The organism is Brasilonema sennae CENA114 (assembly GCF_006968745.1).
Classification (GTDB): domain Bacteria; phylum Cyanobacteriota; class Cyanobacteriia; order Cyanobacteriales; family Nostocaceae; genus Brasilonema; species Brasilonema sennae.
On record NZ_CP030118.1, the window covers coordinates 3,631,916 to 3,650,454 of the forward strand.

Genomic DNA, 18,539 nt, shown 5'->3' on the forward strand with positions numbered 1-18,539 from the left:
GTTCTTGGCGACGCCAGTCGCCTACGGAGGGAGACCCTCCTGCAGCGCTGGCTCGTCTTGGCGGTTCGTTTAATAAATATTAAGTACATCTTCATGGAGAATTGGTATAAGTGCTCAAGTACTCACTACAAGCCTATAACCAATTTAGAGAATTTTTCTGCCTGTTAGCACTTCTCGCACTTCCAGCATGGCAGAATAGGTGGGTAATATGTGCAAGGTTTCATTTTCTGGTGTGTGTTCTAAGGCGGTTGCAATTGCTTGCCGTAAATCTTCTTCGACAATTAAATTGAAGTCACTTTCAGGAGTCTTTTCGCTGTAACGCAGACGTAGCGCCATGTCATAGAGGCGATCGCCACTCACAATTAAAGTCCCTCCCCGTTCTACCAATTTCTCTGTATCGACATCCCAAATCCAAGATACATCAGTTCCATCGGGTGTTCTGTCATTCAGCACAAGCAGCGTCGTTTTGTCAAGACTTTGAGTCACGACGCGAATTGTTTCATTCGTCCCTACAGGATTTTTTGATAACAATATTCGTACCCGTTTACCATTAACTTCTAATTCTTCAGCACGACCAAATGCAGCTTGGAAGTTGTTAATTGTATCCAGGATAGTTGCTTCATCAACTCCTAATTCTATCGCAGCGGTAGCGGCTGCCAAAGTATTATATTTGTTGTATAAACCTACAAGAATTTGTGGAAATTCGCTGCTATCAAACGCGGGTTGACTTTTATTAAAGCCACACTTAGGACAGTGAAAATCTCCTAAATGAGACAAGTAAACTCCTTTGTAATCTAGTGAGTGTCCGCAATTAGGACAAAATATAGAATCGACGGCGTGAGGAATTTCATCTAAATAATTTTCGGGTTCATTCAAGCCAAAGAATAACACCCGCTGGGGTAACTGCTGACCAAGATAAGATAAAGTTGGATCATCAGCATTCGGAATGACAACTGTTTCTGTTGGAAGAGTAGAAATGACTTTTGTCCAACGCTTGCTAATTGTGTCAACTTCTCCATACCTATCGAGTTGATCGCGGAACAGGTTTAAACACAGGATTATCTTAGGTTGAATTGGTGCGAGAATCTTCGGTAGAATATTTTCATCGACTTCTAAAATCGCGTAATCAACATCTAGTCCGCCGACTAAGTTAGTGTTTTCCAGCAGTGCTGTCATCAACCCATTTTCTAGATTTGCGCCTGTAGAGTTGTGAGCAACACGATACCCTTTGCGTTCTAGAATTGAGCATAAGAGCAGCGATGTGGTTGTTTTGCCATTAGTACCAGCAATTAAGATGACTCCGTTTTTGACTTGTTGAGTTAATAACTGCAACAATCGGGGTTCAATGCGACGCGCCAGAGAACCTGGTAAAACACTCGCTGCACCCAAGCGCAGCGATCGCACTGTGAAAGTAACGCTTTTTGCGACTGACACAGCAAAAGCCAGTCGTATCCTGTCTATCAGTTGAATTTTGTTTCCCACACCAGTACCCTAATCTTAGTGAGTGTTGCTAATTTGTAGCCCTGAGTCTCAAATTTAATCATGTGAGTTTAACTAATTCTTGTCAAAATAGCCAGTTCCGGAAATGATAGGTGATATGTGCAGACTAATTTCTGAAACGGTGCAAGGTGTCATTCCGAAAAATTAGTGAATGCTGCGGTATAAATAATACAGAAGAATCTACTATGAAATGATTTATGGAACCAGTTACTTTAACGGCTGTGGCTACAGCTATCGCAACCCTTCTTCTAACAAAAGCACTAGAGAAAACTGGCGAAAATCTTGGAGATGCTGCATGGGAGCAAAGTCGCAAGTTAATCGAACAGCTTCGTGATAAGAATAAGTTACCATTGCTCACCAATACTGCACAAGCAAACGAACAGCAGCGATTAGATTATGGGCAAGCTGTGCTGGAACTCAAAGCAGCGGCAGACAAAGATACGGAAATTGCTCAAGGAGTTGTGGAAGTAGAAGCAGCAGCGAAAGGTGATCCAAAACTAGCTCCACAAGTGGAAGAAGTAGCAAATACACTTAGCTCTCAACAGCCAACAATGCCAAACTTACAAAAGTTAGCAGAAAAAATTGGGCAAGTTGTGATCGGTGGTACGGGTTCGATTCAAAACCAGTCATTTTGATTGCGGTTTAGCTGACTATGCCTGAAGACGCTGGTAAGTTTGCCGAAAAAATAGGGGTTTATGCTCAAAACAGCATAGTGAACATACACAATCAGAACATTGGTGTTTCTGATGATTCTGGTGCGACTCCCATCAACTGGCATGAAATTTGCCGCCAATTACTGGAATCCCAGCGGCGGCTAACCAGTAATCCCTTGATGCAAGATGAATCTGCCAAATTGCAAAGGGAGCAGATTTATGTTCCCCTAGCACTGGTGCAGCGGACAAAACCTGAGAAACGCGACAAGGACGACGTTTCCCCAGAAGAGGGAACGCGCTTGTATGAACCGCAGTATGAGGAAAAGCAGCGATTTGAGCATGAAGCTTTCTTGACTCAAATCTTGGAAAAAGCAGAAGGCAAAACTAAGGGTAAGCACATCGCCTTAATTGGCGAAGCAGGTGCAGGGAAAACAACTCTGCTGCAATCCATCGCGTTTTGGGTGTTAGAGAAAAACTTGGGTTTCTCAATTTGGATTTCGCTGGCAGATCTGGGGCGAAGTGGCACTTTGACGGATTTACAAAGTTATTTATTCAACAATTGGCTTTCTTTTGCTGTTCCACCAACACAGTTGACTCAGGCGAAAGAGGAGTTGACAACACAAATTCAGCAAGGGCGAGTTTGGTTGTTGTTGGATGGGGTGGATGAGGTGGCTGTGTTCGGTGTGCAGACGTTGCAGGCGATCGCGCAACAACTCACAGGATGGATCGCCCAGTCGCGGGTGGTGTTAACTTGTCGGCTGAATGTCTGGCAAGCGGATTACAATGCGTTAGAAACTTTTGAAACTTATCGCCTACTGGATTTTGATTATCCTAAGCAGGTGCATGAGTTTATTGATAATTGGTTTGGGAACCTCACTTCCCAGAGGAACCTCACCCCCCAGCCCCCTCTCCTTATTAAGGAGAGGGGGAGTGATAAAAGCGAGGGGAGGGGGAGTGATAAAAGCGAGGAGAGGGGGAGTGATAAAAGTGAGGAGAGGAAGAGTAAGGCGGAACGGTTGAAGGCAGAATTGGATAACGCGGAACGGGGACGCTTGCGAGACTTGGTACAAAATCCTCTGCGGTTGACGCTTTTGTGTAGCATTTGGCAGAGTGAGGAAGGAAATTTACCACAGACAAAGGCGGGACTTTACCAGCAGTTTGTCCAGCAAATTTACACATGGAAAAAAAACCGTTTCCCCATCAGCACTGAAGAACAACAGAAATTAAACAATGCATTGGGACGTTTGGCGCTACGGGATATTCAAGAGGGTGGTTCTCGATTCCGGTTGCTGGAAAGTTTCATTAAAGAGCAACTAGATGATCCAGATGATGAGAAGTCTTCATTTTACAAAGCACTGCAACTTGGCTGGTTGAATCATGTCGGAATTGCAGCGGAATCTCAATCACAAGAAAAAGTTTATGCTTTCTTTCATGCTACATTTGAGGAATATTTCGCAGCGCTAACAATTGATGATTGGGACTTTTTCTTACCTCGCGAACACAAAAATAAACCTGTAAAAGATAAAGATACAGGTAAACCTAAGCCATATCAAATTTTTGAGCCGCAATGGAAAGAAGTGATTTTGCTGTGGCTGGGGCGAGAGAATTTGGATTTGGAAAGCCAGAAGAAAGAAGAGTTTATAAAAGCTTTAGTGGAGTTTAACGACGGGTGCGGACAATTTTATCAGTATAGAGCTTATTTCTTAGCAGCAATGGGAATTGTTGAGTTTGGAGATTGTTCTAAAGCTGATGACATCGTAGAGCAAATTGTTAAATGGGGTTTTGGTTACTTCAATACGCAAACAAAGCAGTGGCAGACATTTGCAGATCCCGTTGAAGAAGGAGCAAATACAGCACTGCAACAGACGCATCGCGCAAAAGCCATCGCAGCTTTGGTAAAGTTAATCAACACCTCACAGGATGAAGACACCCGTAGGGATGCGGCATATAGCTTAGGGAAAATAGCTGTTGGCAACGAAAGTGCGATCGCAGCTTTGGTAAAGTTAATCGACACCTCACAGGATGAATACACCCGTTGGCTAGTGGCAGATAGCTTAGGGAAAATAGCTGTTGGCAACGAAAGTGCGATCGCAGCTTTGGTAAAGTTAATCGACACCTCTCAGGATGAATTCACCCGTAGGCAAGCGGCAGAAAGCTTAGAAAAGATTTTGACAACAGATCAGATGGCGAAAGTTGTCACTGCCTTGAGGGATAACTCCAAACCAAACAAAGAGCGTTACAAAGTCATCTGGCATTGCGCCCAAAATATGTCCTACTCAGATTTTTATCAAGCTTGGCATCCTCGCTCTAATATGAAATCAGCAATGAGATCTGCTCAATATCGTTGGTGGCAAGTTGCTTTGTACTTGTTCTTAGGGCTATGCATCTTTGCTTTAGTTCGCTTCACAGTTTCACCTAGCGTGAATAATCCTGCTAATATCCAGCGACAGCAGTAAATTCGTTAACGTTGATAAACCAGCCCTCAACATTTACAATTCTACTTCATCCATTCAACCTAATTTGCTAGAACATAAAAAGACTTCTTGATTTAATCCCCATCAGCAAAATTGATCTGAACACAACTTTTGATAACTTTGGAGTAAAACTTTTGAAGATGAAAACGTTGGAGGAAATTAAGCAAATTCTCAGACAGAGTAAACCGCTGTTGCAGGAGCAGTATCAGATCACGCAGCTAGGCATCTTTGGTTCTTACGCTCGTGGTGAACAGACACAGGAGAGCGATGTTGATGTACTCATTGACTATGATCGAGCGCCTACCTTATTTAAGCTGGTAGAGCTACGCGACTATCTCAGTAATGCGATCGGTATGAAGGTTGATATAGTAACGCAAAACGGTTTAAAGCCAAGAATCCGGGAGCGAGTGTTATCGGAAGTCGTTTATATATGACTAAGCGACAACTTTCAGAATTTCTCCAAGACATATTGGATGCTATTGCGGACATTGAAGCGTTTACAGACGGGATTGATTTTGAGACATTTCGAGTTAACCGTGAGAAAATTTTAGCTGTTGTGAAGTCAATCGAAATCTTAGGAGAGGCAGTCAAGCGAATTCCCGACGACATCCGCAGCCAGTACCCTCAAATTCCTTGGAAAGCGTTGGCTGGTATGCGAGATGTGTTAGTGCATGAGTATTGGGGAATTGATGTAAATGTTGTCTGGGCAACGGTTCATGAAGGATTGCCACCTTTAAAAGCAGTGATTGTTGAAATCACGAGAAACTTGCAGAATACTTGAGCAGATAAACTTGTTTTGCCAATCGCTGAAATGAATGTATTGGCAAACAAGAGTCAGAGGCGATTAGGCAAGTAACACTAATTTCTAGTGACGCAGGAAACAATGGTGGGCTACGGCGCACTTTAATTATCATGTAAAACCTCAACTGTCGTGCGCCTAACCCACCCTACATAATGGATAATTTATTTTTTGGTACTCGCTTGGTTTTTCACACCAATCCAGAACGCAGCGCGACAACTGCAGCTTGCACGCGATCGTCAACAGATAACTTATTCATAATCCCCCGAACATGAGTTTTGACAGTATTGGGACTCAAATAAAGCTTTTGTGCAATTTCTGGATTGCTTAAGCCTTCTACCATCAGTTTCAAAACTTCTAACTCGCGCCCAGATAAATTTGCGGCGTTTCCACTGGGAGAAGGAGGTTTGAGATTATCAATCACTCGTCTGGCAACTTGGGGATCGAGGTAGGTTGCACCTTCAACTGCGGCGGCGATCGCACTCAACAGTCGCTCTACACTCGCCCCTTTGATACAATATGCATCTGCACCGCTAGACAACGCCGCAATAATTTCTGTATCTGTTTGATGCGATGTCAGCATCACAACGTGAGTTTCTGGTAATGCTGCTTTAATTTGCTGTGTTGCAGCAATTCCATCCAACCGGGGTAACCCAATATCCATCACTACCAAATCCGGTTTTAATTTCAGTGCTGCTTGCACACCCAAGTAGCCATCTTCTGCTTGTCCGACAATTTCCAACTGGGGATGAGCCATTAATGACTGTTCCAATCCCAGTTGCATCATCGGATCATCTTCTACAATTAAAATGCGCAGCACAGAAATATTAGCTGGTAGATTTAAGCGCAAGGTATTATTTTGAAACATTATTCTATTCTTCCACGCGATACCCCAACTCTGCCAAACGTGTCCGAGACTGACGCCATTTTGGTTGCACTTTGACGAACAATTCCAAGTAAACTTTTCCTGCAATCAACTTTTGCATTTGTTCGCGCGCTGCACTACCAACAGCTTTTAACATTGCCCCGCCTTTACCGATGAGAATTCCTTTTTGGGAATCGCGCTCAACGTGTATAGTCGCAAGTACACGGGTAATAGCTGGTGTTTCTTCCACCAAGTCAATGGCGATCGCAACTGAATGGGGTACTTCTTCACGAGTTAACAGCAAAATCTGTTCTCGAATCAATTCGCCCATAATAAAGCGTTCTGGCTGGTCTGTTACTAAGTCTGGTGGATAATATAATGGTCCTAGTTCTAACTGTTCAATTAATGATTGTTGCAGTTCAGGTAATCCGACACCAGTTTTGGCAGAAAATTTTCTTGTTTGCCACCTATGTTCCCTTGCCAATTCGGTGTAACTATTGTCTATTGTCTGGAAATTTGAAGGCTGTTCGTCAATTTTGTTTAAGCCTAAAATAACTGGTGTTGTGCTGTGAGCAAGTAAATCAGCAACATAGCGATCGCCTGTCCCACAATTCGTCGATCCATCCACCACAAACAACACCATATCTACCGATTCAATGGCTAGTTTGGCATTTTTCACCAGCACTTCCCCCAATTGATGATGAGGTTTATGAATTCCTGGCGTATCCACAAAAATCATCTGCGCTTCTGGAGTGGTGAGAATACCTCGTAACCGATTGCGTGTTGTTTGTGCTACTGGTGATGTTATCGCAATTTTTTGTCCAACTAATTGATTCATTAACGTAGATTTACCGACATTTGGACGACCAATAATGCCGACAAAACCTGACTTATATTCAGGAGGAGCCTGCGGAATTACCACTTCTCCTGAAAGAGAGAAGACATCATTTTGACTACTATTTACCCCTGGCTCTACCGTCATATTTTACTTTTAGGATTAAGTAACTTTTTGTACAAACACAAATCAAATAGAAAACTACCCTGAAATTACTACTATAGCTGATTTCGCTTACGTACCATCTATCGCAATCCGATTTTCTTTGGTGAATCACAAAGTAGAGACGCTTAACAGTGAACAGTGAACAATTGATCACTGGTAACTGATAACTGAGAACTGATAAAAGTGTACCTAGCTTCGCAAAAATAACATACGAGTCCTATACTAAAGTCAGAACAGACTATCCAATAATTCGTAGCACCAACTCACCTTCATTGACTGCCTGATTGCTTGAGATATCATAAACTAATCCATCTTGTTCTGCTATCACATCAATCACGCTCGGTAACTTACCTTCTTTATTAAATTTCAAAATTTTATAAATTCGTTCTCCAGCTTTCACAACACTTCCTAACTCTACTCGTTTTTGAATCATTCCACCTGTTGGAGCAAAATATTTTTTGCTCATACTTCTTCGTTTAAAACTCATTTGATTCAATGTATTTTTATTTAGAGGAAATTCATCAATTCGCAAAACTTCTTTTTCTGCCAAATAGTTTTTCACGCCTCGAAGACCTTTCTCCACTGAAACTGGATTCATTTGCATGCCTGTACCAAGTTCCAGTGTCCAAGCCTCGACGTCAAACCTAATTTCTCTACCAAGTTGTTTGAAGCAATCTTCCAAAGCGAGCCAAGGTTTGATAAAAGCCTCATCAAAAGCATCACCATCATATTTATCAAATCGAATTCCGAAGTCGAGCAAGAAAGATTTTGCACTTTCTTCTCGGTTACGAAAGACATAAAGGTAGTTTAATCCTTGAGATGTGTGACTGTGTAAGTCAATCAAATAATCTGCATCTAAACTCAGAGATTGTAGTTTATAGCTAAATAGTTCAGTGTAAGGAATTCCACTTGAAGAATTAATCTTTTCTAAAATCTGAGCAAATTTTTGTATAATAACATTAAGGTAATTCTTTCTGACAACCTCTAGTTCAAAATTTATTTGAGATTTTGCAAATTCCAATAAATTGTCAGCGTGCTTTTCGTAGTCCCAAAAAATACGGTTCCAATCTTTTCCTTCGTAACTACAGAATCGTCCTGAGGAAAAAATGTGCGACCGCTGATTGGTTGACATTGGGTTACAAACAGGAACTAACCAAATTTCGCCAAATAAGTCTGTATCATTTATCGTCTGCAAAAATTCAATCAGTTCATAAATAACACCATTGCCAGCAATTTCCGCACCATGTAAATTGGATTGGATGTAAACTTTTTTGCCCGGTTGAGCGCCAATGAATTTGTAGACTTGCAGGGATAAGACATCACCTGAAGCCATGTGACGCAGAGGAATGGTAGATACAACAGGAAGCATAAGTAATTAGCTCATTTAAAATTTACGGCTACACCTGCGGATAAACACGTTTTCGCAAAATAGGGATGCTCCCTTTGATGTTATTCATTTTGAATTTGAAGTTAGAACAAGTTCTCCAATAATTCCTAACACAACCTCACCTTCGTTAACTGCCTGATTGCTTGAGACATCAAAAACTAATCCATCTTGTTCTGCACTCACATCAATCACAGTTGGTAATGTACCGTCCTTATGAAAACTCAAAATTTGATAAATTCGCTCTCCAGTTTTTACATAACTTCCCAATTCTACTCTTGATTGAATCATTCCACCTGTTGGGGCATAATATCTTTTCATTTGAGTTCTTAGTTTCAAATTCATGTTATGAGATTCGCTTCCCTTGAGAGGAAACCCAGAGATTTGCAAAACCCCTTTGTATGCTAAATAGTTTTTCACACCTCGAAGACCTTTCTCCACTGAATCTGGGTTCATTTGCATTCCTGTACCAAGTTCAAGTGTCCAAGCCTCTATATCAAACCTAATTTCTCTACCAAGCTGTTTGAAATGCTCTTCCAAAGCTAACCAAGGTTGGATAAAGGTTTTATCAAAACCATCTTCATCGCATCTAAATTCAACAAATTTAATTCCAAATGGGAGTAAAAAATATTTTGCACTTTCTTCTCTATTACGGTAGAGATAAAGGTAGTTTAATGCTTGATTAGCGTGACTATGTAAGTCAATTAAATAATCTGCATCTAAACTTAGAGATTGCAGTCTGTAGCTAAATCGTTCCGTGTAAGGAACTCCACTAGGTGAGTTGATTTTTTCTAAATTTTTAACAAAACTTTGCTGAATTTTAGCCAGGTAGTTTTTTCTGACCACCTCTGGTTCAAAATTGATTTGAGATTTGGCAAATTCCAATAAATCGTCAGCGTGCTTTTCGTAGTCCCAAAATATACGATTCCAATCTTTTCCTTCATAACTACAGTATTGTCCAGAGGAAAAAATGTGCGATCGCTCATTGGTTGACATTGGGTTACAAACAGGAACTAACCAAATTTCGCCAAATAAGTCTGTATCATTTATCGTCTGCAAAAATTCAATCAGTTGATAAATAACACCATTACCAGCAATTTCCGCACCATGTAAATTAGATTGAATGTAAACTTTTTTGCCCGGTTGAGCGCCAATGAATTTGTAGACTTGCAGGGATAAGACATCACCTGAAGCCATGTGACGCAGAGGAATAGTAGAAACAACCGGCAGCATAAGTAATTCCAAATAAAAATGATATTAATCTTTATGCTATCGGACAAACAAGATGCTTACCTATAGGAATCCGGTTTAATTTGGTGAACTAACAAAGTCAGCGCAGCGAACGCTTAACAGTGAACAGTAACAACTGATAACTGTTCACTGTTCACTGGTAACTGTTAAGTTCCTGGTAAATTACGTAACCGCTCGTCCAGATGAATACGGTCAGCTAATGCCTTAAGTAAAGGACCATGTGAGCTAAATTCTACAATACTTACCGAACCGACAGGGCATCCTAAACGATAACGAAAACGCCCGACATCAATTCCCAACAAGCTGCACAGCATAATTCTAATGGTTGCTTTATGGGAAACAATTAAGACATTGCCACTGCTGTAACGATGCTTGATTTCTTCAATAACTTGGGTAGCACGAGATGCTATGGCGATCGCCATTTCCCCTCCACTAGGTGCATACCAAGCCGGATCTGCTAGCCAGCGGATATGATCATCATGAAACTCTAGATTCACCGTCTCTGGTGTTTTGCCTTCCCATTTGCCATAGTTAATTTCCTTTAAGCCATCCCGCAATTCTGGTTGGATACCGATTTCGTCACATAAGGGTTTTGCGGTAGCTATGGTTCGTCCCATTGGACTACAAAAAATTGCCGTCCAAGGTTTAGAACTGTATGCAGTCGCAAAAGCTTTTGCCATCTCCAAGCCATCTGTGGTAAGTTCTGGATCTAGCGAACCACAGAAAAAATTACTGCGGCTGTATTCTGTCTGTCCGTGACGGAGCAAATAAACAGTTAGACTCATAATTCCAATACCAAATTCCAATACCAATTGGGATTTTAGATTGCTCACTAGTCATTAGTCACTAGTTACCAGTCATTAGTCAATGCCCTAAAGACAGGGTGTAGGGAAGTAGGGGGAGTAGGGGGAGTCAAATGTACCAGGATTTTTGTGAAAGGGTATTACACCTTTACACCTCCACACCAGTTCGTACTGATATCCCTACAAATATATTCTCTGTTTCAAGTCTCTGTGATTGTTATCTATATTAGAGGCTATGGCTAAGATAACGAAGTGCCGATAACATATTCTATTTGTGCTTGGGACAGGAATTATGGCAATAACACAAGTCAACCCTTATCTCGATGGTAACTTTGCGCCAATACGCGAGGAAATCTCCACAAACTCCCTAAAAGTCATAGGTGAACTCCCTCATGACTTATCAGGAATGTTCGTGCGCAATGGTCCTAATCCTCAATGGAAGCCGATTGGGGAGTACCATTGGTTTGATGGGGATGGAATGTTGCATGGGGTGCGAATTATTAACGGTAAAGCTGCCTATCGCAACCGCTATGTGCGCACAAAAGCATGGAAAATTGAGAACGAAGCAGGTAAAGCTGTCTGGAGTGGGTTCCTAGAACCACCACAAATGGACAATCCTCACGGACTAAGCAAGAATACAGCGAATACTGCTCTTGTGTGGCATGCAGGTCAACTTTTGGCCTTGTGGGAAGGAGGTGCGCCTCACGCTATCAAACTTCCTGAGTTAAAGACTCTGGGTGAACATACTTACAATGGTAAACTTGTCTCACCCGTGACTGCTCATCCCAAAGTAGATCCAGTGACGGGTGAGATGATGTTTTTTGGTTACAGCTTCGCACCGCCCTATCTGCAATACAGTGTGGTTTCACCACAAGGCGAACTTTTGCAGACGGAACCTATTGACATACCAACAGGCGTGATGATGCATGATTTTGCCATCACTGAAGACTACACAATTTTTATGGATTTGCCGCTGACTTTCAATATGGAAAGGCAAAAACGCGGCGAACCTATGATGAAGTTTGAGCACGACAAACCGAGTCGCTTTGGTATTGTTCCACGTTATGGCAATAACAGTAACATTGTATGGTTTGAGACTCCCGCTTGCTACGTCTTCCACACTCTCAACGCTTACGAGGAAGGAGATGAGGTAGTTCTGATTGCTTGTCGGATGAATTCCACCACTGTTTTGGATGTGCCGCAAGACACACACGTCGATTCTCAAGGAGATATCCCTCGTTTGCATCGCTGGCGGTTTAACTTGAAAACGGGCAAAGTCAGCGAAGAGATGCTGGATGATGTCCCTTCTGAATTTCCTCGTGTGAATGAGAATTTCTTGGGGCAAAAAACACGATACGGCTACACTGCGAAAATGGCGAAAAGTTCCATGCCTGTGTTCGATGGTTTGATTAAGTATGACTTGAACAGTGGCAAGTCCGAAACCCATGAATTTGGAAAAGGACGTTATGGTGGTGAAGCTGTGTTTGTACCACGTCCTAATGCAAAAGCAGAAGATGACGGCTGGCTTGTGACTTATGTTTACGACACCGTAGAGGAAACTTCTGAATTCGTGGTAGTTAGTGCTGAGGATATCACTGATGAACCAATAGCACGAGTGATGATTCCTCAGCGTATACCTTATGGGTTCCACGGTGCTTGGGTTTCTGAGGAACAGTTCAAAAAACGTGTGTAGATTTATATTCGTTTGCTTTCATGGGTGTCAATAATTAGGGGTGTAAGGATGTAGGGGCAGTAATTGGTGAGGGCACAGGATCGACCACCATTTTATTGACCAAGCTCATCAAAGATAAGCGTGGGGACCGGGTTGCCGTTTGTTTAGGGGTGTAGGTACAACGCTGGAAAATTCTCCAGTGGCATTCTACACCCTTACACCCGCAAAACCGTACACTCCTTTCTTGGTCATGAAAGTTAATAATGACTAATAATAAATAACCGATGACAAACTCATGATTACAGGCAAAACTAAACTACTTGGAGTGATTGGATATCCGGTGGAACATTCACTCTCACCAGTGATGCACAATGCTGCACTTACCCACTTGGGACTCAATTACGTCTATGTTCCTTTTCCAATAGAACCACAGAATTTAGAAATCGCTGTTCAAGGCTTTGCTGCTGTAGGTGTTGTCGGTTTTAGCATTACAATTCCCCATAAACAGACAATATTGCCTTTGCTCTGCGAAGTTTCACCGATCGCCAAAGCTATAGGAGCAGTCAATACAGTAAGTCGTAAAGAGAACAAATGGATTGGTACAAACACTGACTGTGAAGGGTTTCTCGCTCCTTTGCGAACAACATATCATCAGCATTGGAGCCAAACAGTAGCTGTGATTTTAGGCAATGGTGGTGCAGCAAGAGCAGTTGTTGCAGGTTGTGCGGAATTAGGTTGTGAGAAGATTTATGTTGTTGGGCGCAACGCCCAAAAGTTAGAAGAATTCCAGAAGAGTTGGGGTGATTTTCAGGAGTCGCATAATTTACACGTCCACACTTGGGATTCTTTACCAAAACTTATTCCACAAGCAAACCTATTAGTAAACACAACCCCGATCGGGATGTATCCCAAGGTTGAAGAATCACCTTTAAGTGCAGAGGAAATGGGGAATTTACCTGTAGGGGCGATCGCCTACGATTTGATATACACCCCCAACCCAACAAAATTTCTCAAACAAGCGCAGCAGGTGGGCGCTATTGCCATTGATGGACTGGAAATGCTTGTTCAACAAGGCGCAGCAGCATTAAAAATCTGGTTACAACAAGATACTGTTCCCGTAGACGTGATGCGCCAAGCTTTGAGACAGCATTTGGGTTTAGAAGATTAATGGGGTGATGAGGTGATGTGGGGGAGATTCCAAATTTTGAATTTTGCTTCGACTGCGCTCAGCAACCATGAATTTTGAATTTTGAATTGTTATTAGACATCTCCGAAAAAGAATGTAGAGACGTTACATGTAACGTCTCTACAAGGGTTTCAGGTAACGCATCATTAATTTCCGGAGATGTCTATTAACTCCCTCTTCGCCAATGAACGCGATTCCACTCGTACATACCTTGAATTTCAAATTCAGCACCGTTGTAGAAGCGGACGATGCAGTCGGTTGAGGAAGAATCGCCATCGCTTATTTCATTAACATTAATGACAATACAGGGATACCATTCTGGGGTGCAAGGACCATTATCTTGTACCCATTCCCAAAGAGCGTTGCAAATTTCAATGCGATCACCAATCGTAAGGCTCCCTGCTGGAGCATCGCCCACTTTCAGCTTGAGGACATCTTTAGTAAAGTACTTGTCAAAGTGATATGGCTCAATACGATTTAGCCAGGATAACCCGTAGCGATCGCGAATGAATTGTACTGCACCGGAGTCATTTTGATTTAGCCAGTCGTTGAGCAATTGCGCTTTCCATGAGCCGTCTTGTTGTTCTTGTGCTTTGAAGAACTCTAAAAATGCTTGCAATTCTTGTTTTGTTAGTTCGTCTAGAGGATTAGCGCTATCAGACACACCAGTTTGAGACCCCTTGATTTGCTCTAAGATTTGCAGTAATATTCCTTTCTGCATATCACAGAGGGGACAGCTTGCGACATCACAACGATCAAACGCTGCTTGCAAAACTGCTTTTATCTCATCTGGACTCATACGCTATATAGCAATTAAGAGTATTATCTATCATAATTATTACAAAACTTCAAAACAACTATCCAATCGCTTGAGAGCTAATTTCAGGTAAGCTGAGGTTGAAATATACCGCAATGGTGCTTTTTATCTGTGCTGAGTTAGTCGCAGCCTTTTTATCGGTGCATTGTTTTGTTATTCTTGTTGTTGGAGATATGCAAAAGAAAAATAGCTTAGTATCGTTCTTAAATTCTGTGCCCTTATTTACAAAGAATTACTCAAGATTGAGGATTCAGTACTCAATAGTCTTGAAGGTGATTTTGGTTTCCTGTGTCATAGGAATTGTATCGTGGGTGTTTACGCCAAGTGCTCTAGCGCTGACACAGATAAAACTCTCTGAGCTTTCCTATCACAAATGTCCATCAGAAATAGGAAAAGGATCTGTGACAAGTGGTACGACTATGGCAGCAAATTGCTTTATAGTCACAGGCAAAGCTCAAAATGGCACGAACAAAACTGTCTACGATGCAGATATTTTTGGGCGCATTTATGATGCTAACAATAATTCTGCCATGGAAAACCGTAACCGTCTTGGTTCTATCAAGGAAATTCCACCGGGTGTTAGTGATTTTGAATTGAGGATTTCTGTAGCAGCAAACCAGCCTGAACCTTTGAAGTTGAAGAAGTTCAAGGCGGCTGGATTTAGCGCTCAAGTCCGTAAGTAGTTGAACAATATGAATATGTAGAGACGTTGTCAACCTCCGTCTCTACAAAGGTTCATATTTCTCAACTTTAGACTTAACCAACTAATGGATTGGCGCTTAGATAAGAGAGCAAACCGCCTAATACGTTGAGTAATAGAAAAGCCAATATCGGTGAAACATCAATACCGCCCAATGGGGGAATAATTGAACGGAACAGATTCAGATAGGGGTCGCTTATTTGGCTTAACGCTGCAAACGGTTGATTATACCAGTTGATGCTGGGAAACCATGTTAACAGGACTCTAATAATCAGTAGAAGACTATAAATTTGTATGAATTTGCTCAGTGTGTCAATCAGTAAATCCATGGATTGGTTAATTTCCTACGAAGTGTCAAAAGCGGTCTTATCTTCGATTTTAAATGAGGCTAAGTCAAATGGCGGTTGCAGATTCTGCATGTCTCCATGATAAATACTCTGCGGTTTCTCACCATTTGTAGTTAGCATTTGCGATCTGCTAATGCTCGCTAATTAGCGTAACTCCTGGCTACGCGACGAAGAACGTTCGTGAATCAGCTGCTCTGAATTGGCATTCACATTCCCTAGCTGCTGTCGGACTTCGTCTATTGTGGCATTGAGCTGGGCGATTTTATCTTCAAGTGATCGCCGTGCCACTTCCATTTCCATATTCTCATTTTCCGAAGCTCTCATCTGACGTCTTTTGGCTGCTTTTTTAGCTTCTGTTAAGTTGGTGGTTGTTTGAGGCTCTTCCTCTAGGATTTGTTCTGGATCACGTCTTGTGGCAACAAGCGTACCGATAATACCACCAACCACACCACCGAAAATTGCTCCGGCAAAAAAACCACTTGCAAAACTATCTTGCTGACTCATAATTTTACTGCCTTGAAGAAACGCTGCACCTGTTGGGTTGTTTTTGCACCTCATGCTGTCGAATGTGCATATTAGCTTATGTTCCAAAGATGCGATCGCCTGCATCTCCTAATCCTGGTATGATAAATCCTTGATTGTTGACTGTTGCGTCAATAGTCGCTGTGTAAACAATTAAACCTGGATAAGCATCATTCAGTTTTTGTAAAGCTGGTGGAGCTGCTACCACAGATACAATCCGCGTTAGGGCTGGATCAATACCCCGTTGTGTTAATTCTGCCATTGCATTCATCATCGACCCTCCAGTGGCTAACATTGGATCGGTGACTAACACTCGCGTTTGCGGTTGGAATTTTTCTGGCAATTTGTTTAAGTAAGTAGAGGGTTGGAGTGTTTTTTCATCTCGCACTAAACCAAGATGATAAATCGACGCCAAAGGTAACACTGTTTGTGCTCCCTCTAGTAATCCTAGCCCAGCTCGCAGAATCGGTACCACTGCCATTGGAACCGTTGGATCTATTAAAGTTGCTGGGCTGACATCCAAAGGGGTTTGCACTGTCGCTTCTTGAGTTGGCAACCACTCTCTAGCAGCTTCGTAAGTCAACCAACGTCCTAACTCAGTCATCGCACTGCGAAATAATACGGAGGGTGTGGCAGCATCACGGGCAACTGCTAACCAGTGCTTGATTAGGGGGTGGGGCGGGACATAAACACGCAATTGTAGCGTCATAGCCAGAAATGGGCTTTTTCTATATGGTATAACAACTGAAACATCATAATACTTTTTTTTGTATGCAACTCACTGCTATAATTAGCACGAAAAAATTTATTGAAATTTTTTTTCAATAGTAGTTGACATAGATTCTCAATCAAGGTTATATTGTATTTTCAGTGTTCTCCTCTCTTTAAGGATCGGCAGACGGGATTGGCCAGCGGTAGCAGGCTTTTCCCTCTTTTTTGTTATAGGGAACGCTTAACGCTTTAAGATAAACTGTACGAAGCTTCGCAAAAATCAAATACGAGTCTTATCATGATTTACTAAAACAAAGGACAAGCGACAAATAACAAAAAAATGCATGCAGAGTGATGTTATCGTCATTGGATCTGGAATTGGTGGCTTAGTGACAGCAACTCAGCTGGCGGCAAAAGGTGCTAAGGTACTCGTACTAGAACGTTATCTGATTCCAGGAGGTAGTGCGGGTTACTTTCAACGGCAAGGCTATCGCTTTGATGTTGGGGCGTCGATGATTTTTGGGTTTGGGCAGAACGGTAGCACCAACTTACTCACTCGTGCTTTGCAAGCTGTTAACGTTAGCTTAGAAGTGATTCCCGATCCAGTACAAATTCACTATCATCTGCCTAATGGCTTAAACCTAAAGGTTGATAAAGTGTATGAAAAATTTTTACAACATGTGACTGCGTATTTTCCTAATGAAAGCCAAGGGATTCGTCGATTTTATGACGAATGCTGGAAAGTCTTTGATTGTCTTAACAGCATTGACTTGCTGTCCCTAGAAGAACCCCGGTATTTAATGCGTGTATTTTTTCAGCATCCTTTGGCATGTCTTGGTTTGGTAAAGTATCTGCCCCAAAATGCTGGAGATATAGCCCGACGCTATATTCAAGACTCTGAGTTGTTGAAATTTATAGATATGGAGTGTTATTGCTGGTCGGTCGTACCAGCTGAGATGACACCAATGATAAATGCTGGAATGGTATTTTCTGACAGGCACTATGGAGGAGTTAACTACCCTAAAGGGGGCGTCGGACAAATTGCCCAAAAATTAGTAGAGGGGCTTGTCAAAGCAGGTAGTCAGATTCAGTACCAAGCTAGGGTAACAAAAATTATTATAGAAAACAGACAAGCTGTGGGAGTACAACTCGCTAACGGTCAGACGCACCGTGCGAAGCGCATCGTGTCCAATGCAACACGTTGGGATACATTTGAAAAATTACTCACTCAAGAACAATTTTCTTTTGGTGAAACAAACTGGCAGCAACGCTATCAAAAATCACCCAGTTTTCTCAGTTTACACATGGGAGTGAAGGCAGAAATTTTGCCAAAGGGGACGGAGTGTCATCATATCGTGTTAGAAGATTGGGAAAAGATAACAGAACCGGAAGGGACTTTATTTGTGTCTATCCCGACGTTGCTTGACGCAGATTTAGCGCCAGCAGGACATCACATTATTCACGCCTTTACACCTCACTGGATTGATGAATGGCAAGGACTCTGTGCAAAGGAATACCAGGTGAAGAAGGAAGAAGCAGCTTGGCGAATTATTGACCGTCTGGAGAAGATTTTTCCTGGTTTGAATGCGGGGTTGGATTATCTGGAGGTGGGGACGCCATTAACTTATCGCCGCTTTTTAGGTCGTCAGGATGGAACTTACGGACCGATTCCGCGCCGGAAGTTACGGGGGTTGCTGGGGATGCCGTTTAATAAAACATCTATCCCAGGACTTTATTGTGTGGGAGATAGTACGTTTCCAGGTCAGGGTTTAAATGCAGTGGCGTTTTCTGGGTTTGCCTGCGCCCATCGCATTGCCGTAGATTTAGGATTGTAGACCATCTCCCTTCTTGCCTG

General features: G+C 42.2%; 18 protein-coding genes. 8 read left to right on the top strand and 10 right to left on the bottom strand.

Annotated features, from left to right (window positions below):
* Positions 1 to 144: 144 nt before the first annotated feature.
* A complete protein-coding gene (locus DP114_RS15440; RefSeq protein ID WP_169268888.1) occupies positions 145 to 1,482 on the bottom strand; it encodes a Mur ligase family protein in 1,338 nt (445 codons plus the stop codon).
* A gap of 215 nt (positions 1,483 to 1,697) precedes the next feature.
* On the opposite strand from DP114_RS15440, the gene DP114_RS15445 reads away from it, so the two are divergent.
* From DP114_RS15445 to DP114_RS15460, 4 genes are all read left to right on the top strand, one after another.
* Positions 1,698 to 2,135 (top strand): hypothetical protein, encoded by a 438-nt coding sequence (locus tag DP114_RS15445; protein WP_171976504.1) that lies wholly within the window; start codon positions 1,698 to 1,700, stop codon positions 2,133 to 2,135.
* Between the two features lie 17 nt (positions 2,136 to 2,152).
* Positions 2,153 to 4,609, top strand: a complete 2,457-nt coding sequence (locus tag DP114_RS15450) for an NACHT domain-containing protein (RefSeq protein ID WP_172195221.1) — start codon at positions 2,153 to 2,155, stop codon at positions 4,607 to 4,609.
* 158 nt (positions 4,610 to 4,767) lie between these two features.
* Positions 4,768 to 5,061 (top strand): nucleotidyltransferase family protein, encoded by a 294-nt coding sequence (locus DP114_RS15455; protein WP_169264829.1) that lies wholly within the window; start codon positions 4,768 to 4,770, stop codon positions 5,059 to 5,061.
* Entirely contained in the window at positions 5,058 to 5,408 is a 351-nt protein-coding gene (locus tag DP114_RS15460) for a HepT-like ribonuclease domain-containing protein (RefSeq protein WP_169264786.1), read from the top strand. Before DP114_RS15455 ends, DP114_RS15460 begins: the two co-directional genes overlap by 4 nt.
* A gap of 208 nt (positions 5,409 to 5,616) precedes the next feature.
* Here DP114_RS15460 and DP114_RS15465 read toward each other — a convergent pair whose 3' ends face one another.
* The 5 genes from DP114_RS15465 to DP114_RS15485 form a co-directional block, all read right to left on the bottom strand.
* The gene (locus tag DP114_RS15465; protein WP_171976506.1) at positions 5,617 to 6,294 is read right to left on the bottom strand and encodes a response regulator; all 678 of its coding nucleotides are present in this window, start codon (positions 6,292 to 6,294) and stop codon (positions 5,617 to 5,619) included.
* Between the two features lie 4 nt (positions 6,295 to 6,298).
* Entirely contained in the window at positions 6,299 to 7,273 is a 975-nt protein-coding gene (gene era / locus DP114_RS15470; protein ID WP_171976507.1) for a GTPase Era, read from the bottom strand.
* Positions 7,274 to 7,529: 256 nt separating this feature from the next.
* Complete coding sequence (locus tag DP114_RS15475; protein WP_171976508.1) at positions 7,530 to 8,660, bottom strand: succinylglutamate desuccinylase/aspartoacylase family protein; 1,131 nt, start codon at positions 8,658 to 8,660, stop codon at positions 7,530 to 7,532.
* Positions 8,661 to 8,744: 84 nt separating this feature from the next.
* Positions 8,745 to 9,908, bottom strand: coding sequence for a succinylglutamate desuccinylase/aspartoacylase family protein (locus DP114_RS15480; protein ID WP_171976509.1), 1,164 nt, complete (start codon positions 9,906 to 9,908; stop codon positions 8,745 to 8,747).
* A 164-nt stretch (positions 9,909 to 10,072) separates the two neighbouring features.
* A complete protein-coding gene (locus DP114_RS15485; RefSeq protein WP_169264830.1) occupies positions 10,073 to 10,711 on the bottom strand; it encodes a histidine phosphatase family protein in 639 nt (212 codons plus the stop codon).
* 310 nt (positions 10,712 to 11,021) lie between these two features.
* Here DP114_RS15485 and DP114_RS15490 point away from each other — a divergent pair, with 310 nt between their 5' ends.
* Together DP114_RS15490 and DP114_RS15495 are read left to right on the top strand one after the other, a co-directional pair.
* The gene (locus DP114_RS15490) at positions 11,022 to 12,422 is read left to right on the top strand and encodes a carotenoid oxygenase family protein (protein ID WP_171976510.1); all 1,401 of its coding nucleotides are present in this window, start codon (positions 11,022 to 11,024) and stop codon (positions 12,420 to 12,422) included.
* A 274-nt stretch (positions 12,423 to 12,696) separates the two neighbouring features.
* Positions 12,697 to 13,569, top strand: coding sequence for a shikimate dehydrogenase (locus DP114_RS15495; protein ID WP_171976511.1), 873 nt, complete (start codon positions 12,697 to 12,699; stop codon positions 13,567 to 13,569).
* A gap of 184 nt (positions 13,570 to 13,753) precedes the next feature.
* Here the strand turns inward: DP114_RS15495 and DP114_RS15500 are convergent, their stop codons facing one another.
* Positions 13,754 to 14,386 carry a hypothetical protein gene (locus DP114_RS15500; RefSeq protein ID WP_171976512.1) on the bottom strand — a complete coding sequence of 211 codons (633 nt, stop codon included), beginning with the start codon at positions 14,384 to 14,386 and terminating at the stop codon, positions 13,754 to 13,756.
* 191 nt (positions 14,387 to 14,577) lie between these two features.
* Here DP114_RS15500 and DP114_RS15505 point away from each other — a divergent pair, with 191 nt between their 5' ends.
* The gene (locus tag DP114_RS15505; RefSeq protein WP_246163204.1) at positions 14,578 to 15,087 is read left to right on the top strand and encodes a hypothetical protein; all 510 of its coding nucleotides are present in this window, start codon (positions 14,578 to 14,580) and stop codon (positions 15,085 to 15,087) included.
* A gap of 73 nt (positions 15,088 to 15,160) precedes the next feature.
* Here the strand turns inward: DP114_RS15505 and DP114_RS15510 are convergent, their stop codons facing one another.
* The 3 genes from DP114_RS15510 to upp form a co-directional block, all read right to left on the bottom strand.
* Positions 15,161 to 15,433 carry a YggT family protein gene (locus DP114_RS15510; protein ID WP_169264794.1) on the bottom strand — a complete coding sequence of 91 codons (273 nt, stop codon included), beginning with the start codon at positions 15,431 to 15,433 and terminating at the stop codon, positions 15,161 to 15,163.
* A 162-nt stretch (positions 15,434 to 15,595) separates the two neighbouring features.
* On the bottom strand, positions 15,596 to 15,955 hold the full coding sequence (locus DP114_RS15515; protein ID WP_169264795.1) for a ssl2009 family thylakoid membrane protein: 360 nt from the start codon (positions 15,953 to 15,955) through the stop codon (positions 15,596 to 15,598).
* Positions 15,956 to 16,031: 76 nt separating this feature from the next.
* Complete coding sequence (gene upp / locus DP114_RS15520; RefSeq protein WP_169264796.1) at positions 16,032 to 16,682, bottom strand: uracil phosphoribosyltransferase; 651 nt, start codon at positions 16,680 to 16,682, stop codon at positions 16,032 to 16,034.
* Positions 16,683 to 17,028: 346 nt separating this feature from the next.
* Here upp and crtH point away from each other — a divergent pair, with 346 nt between their 5' ends.
* Positions 17,029 to 18,519, top strand: a complete 1,491-nt coding sequence (gene crtH / locus DP114_RS15525) for a carotenoid isomerase (RefSeq protein ID WP_171976513.1) — start codon at positions 17,029 to 17,031, stop codon at positions 18,517 to 18,519.
* Positions 18,520 to 18,539: the final 20 nt, after the last annotated feature.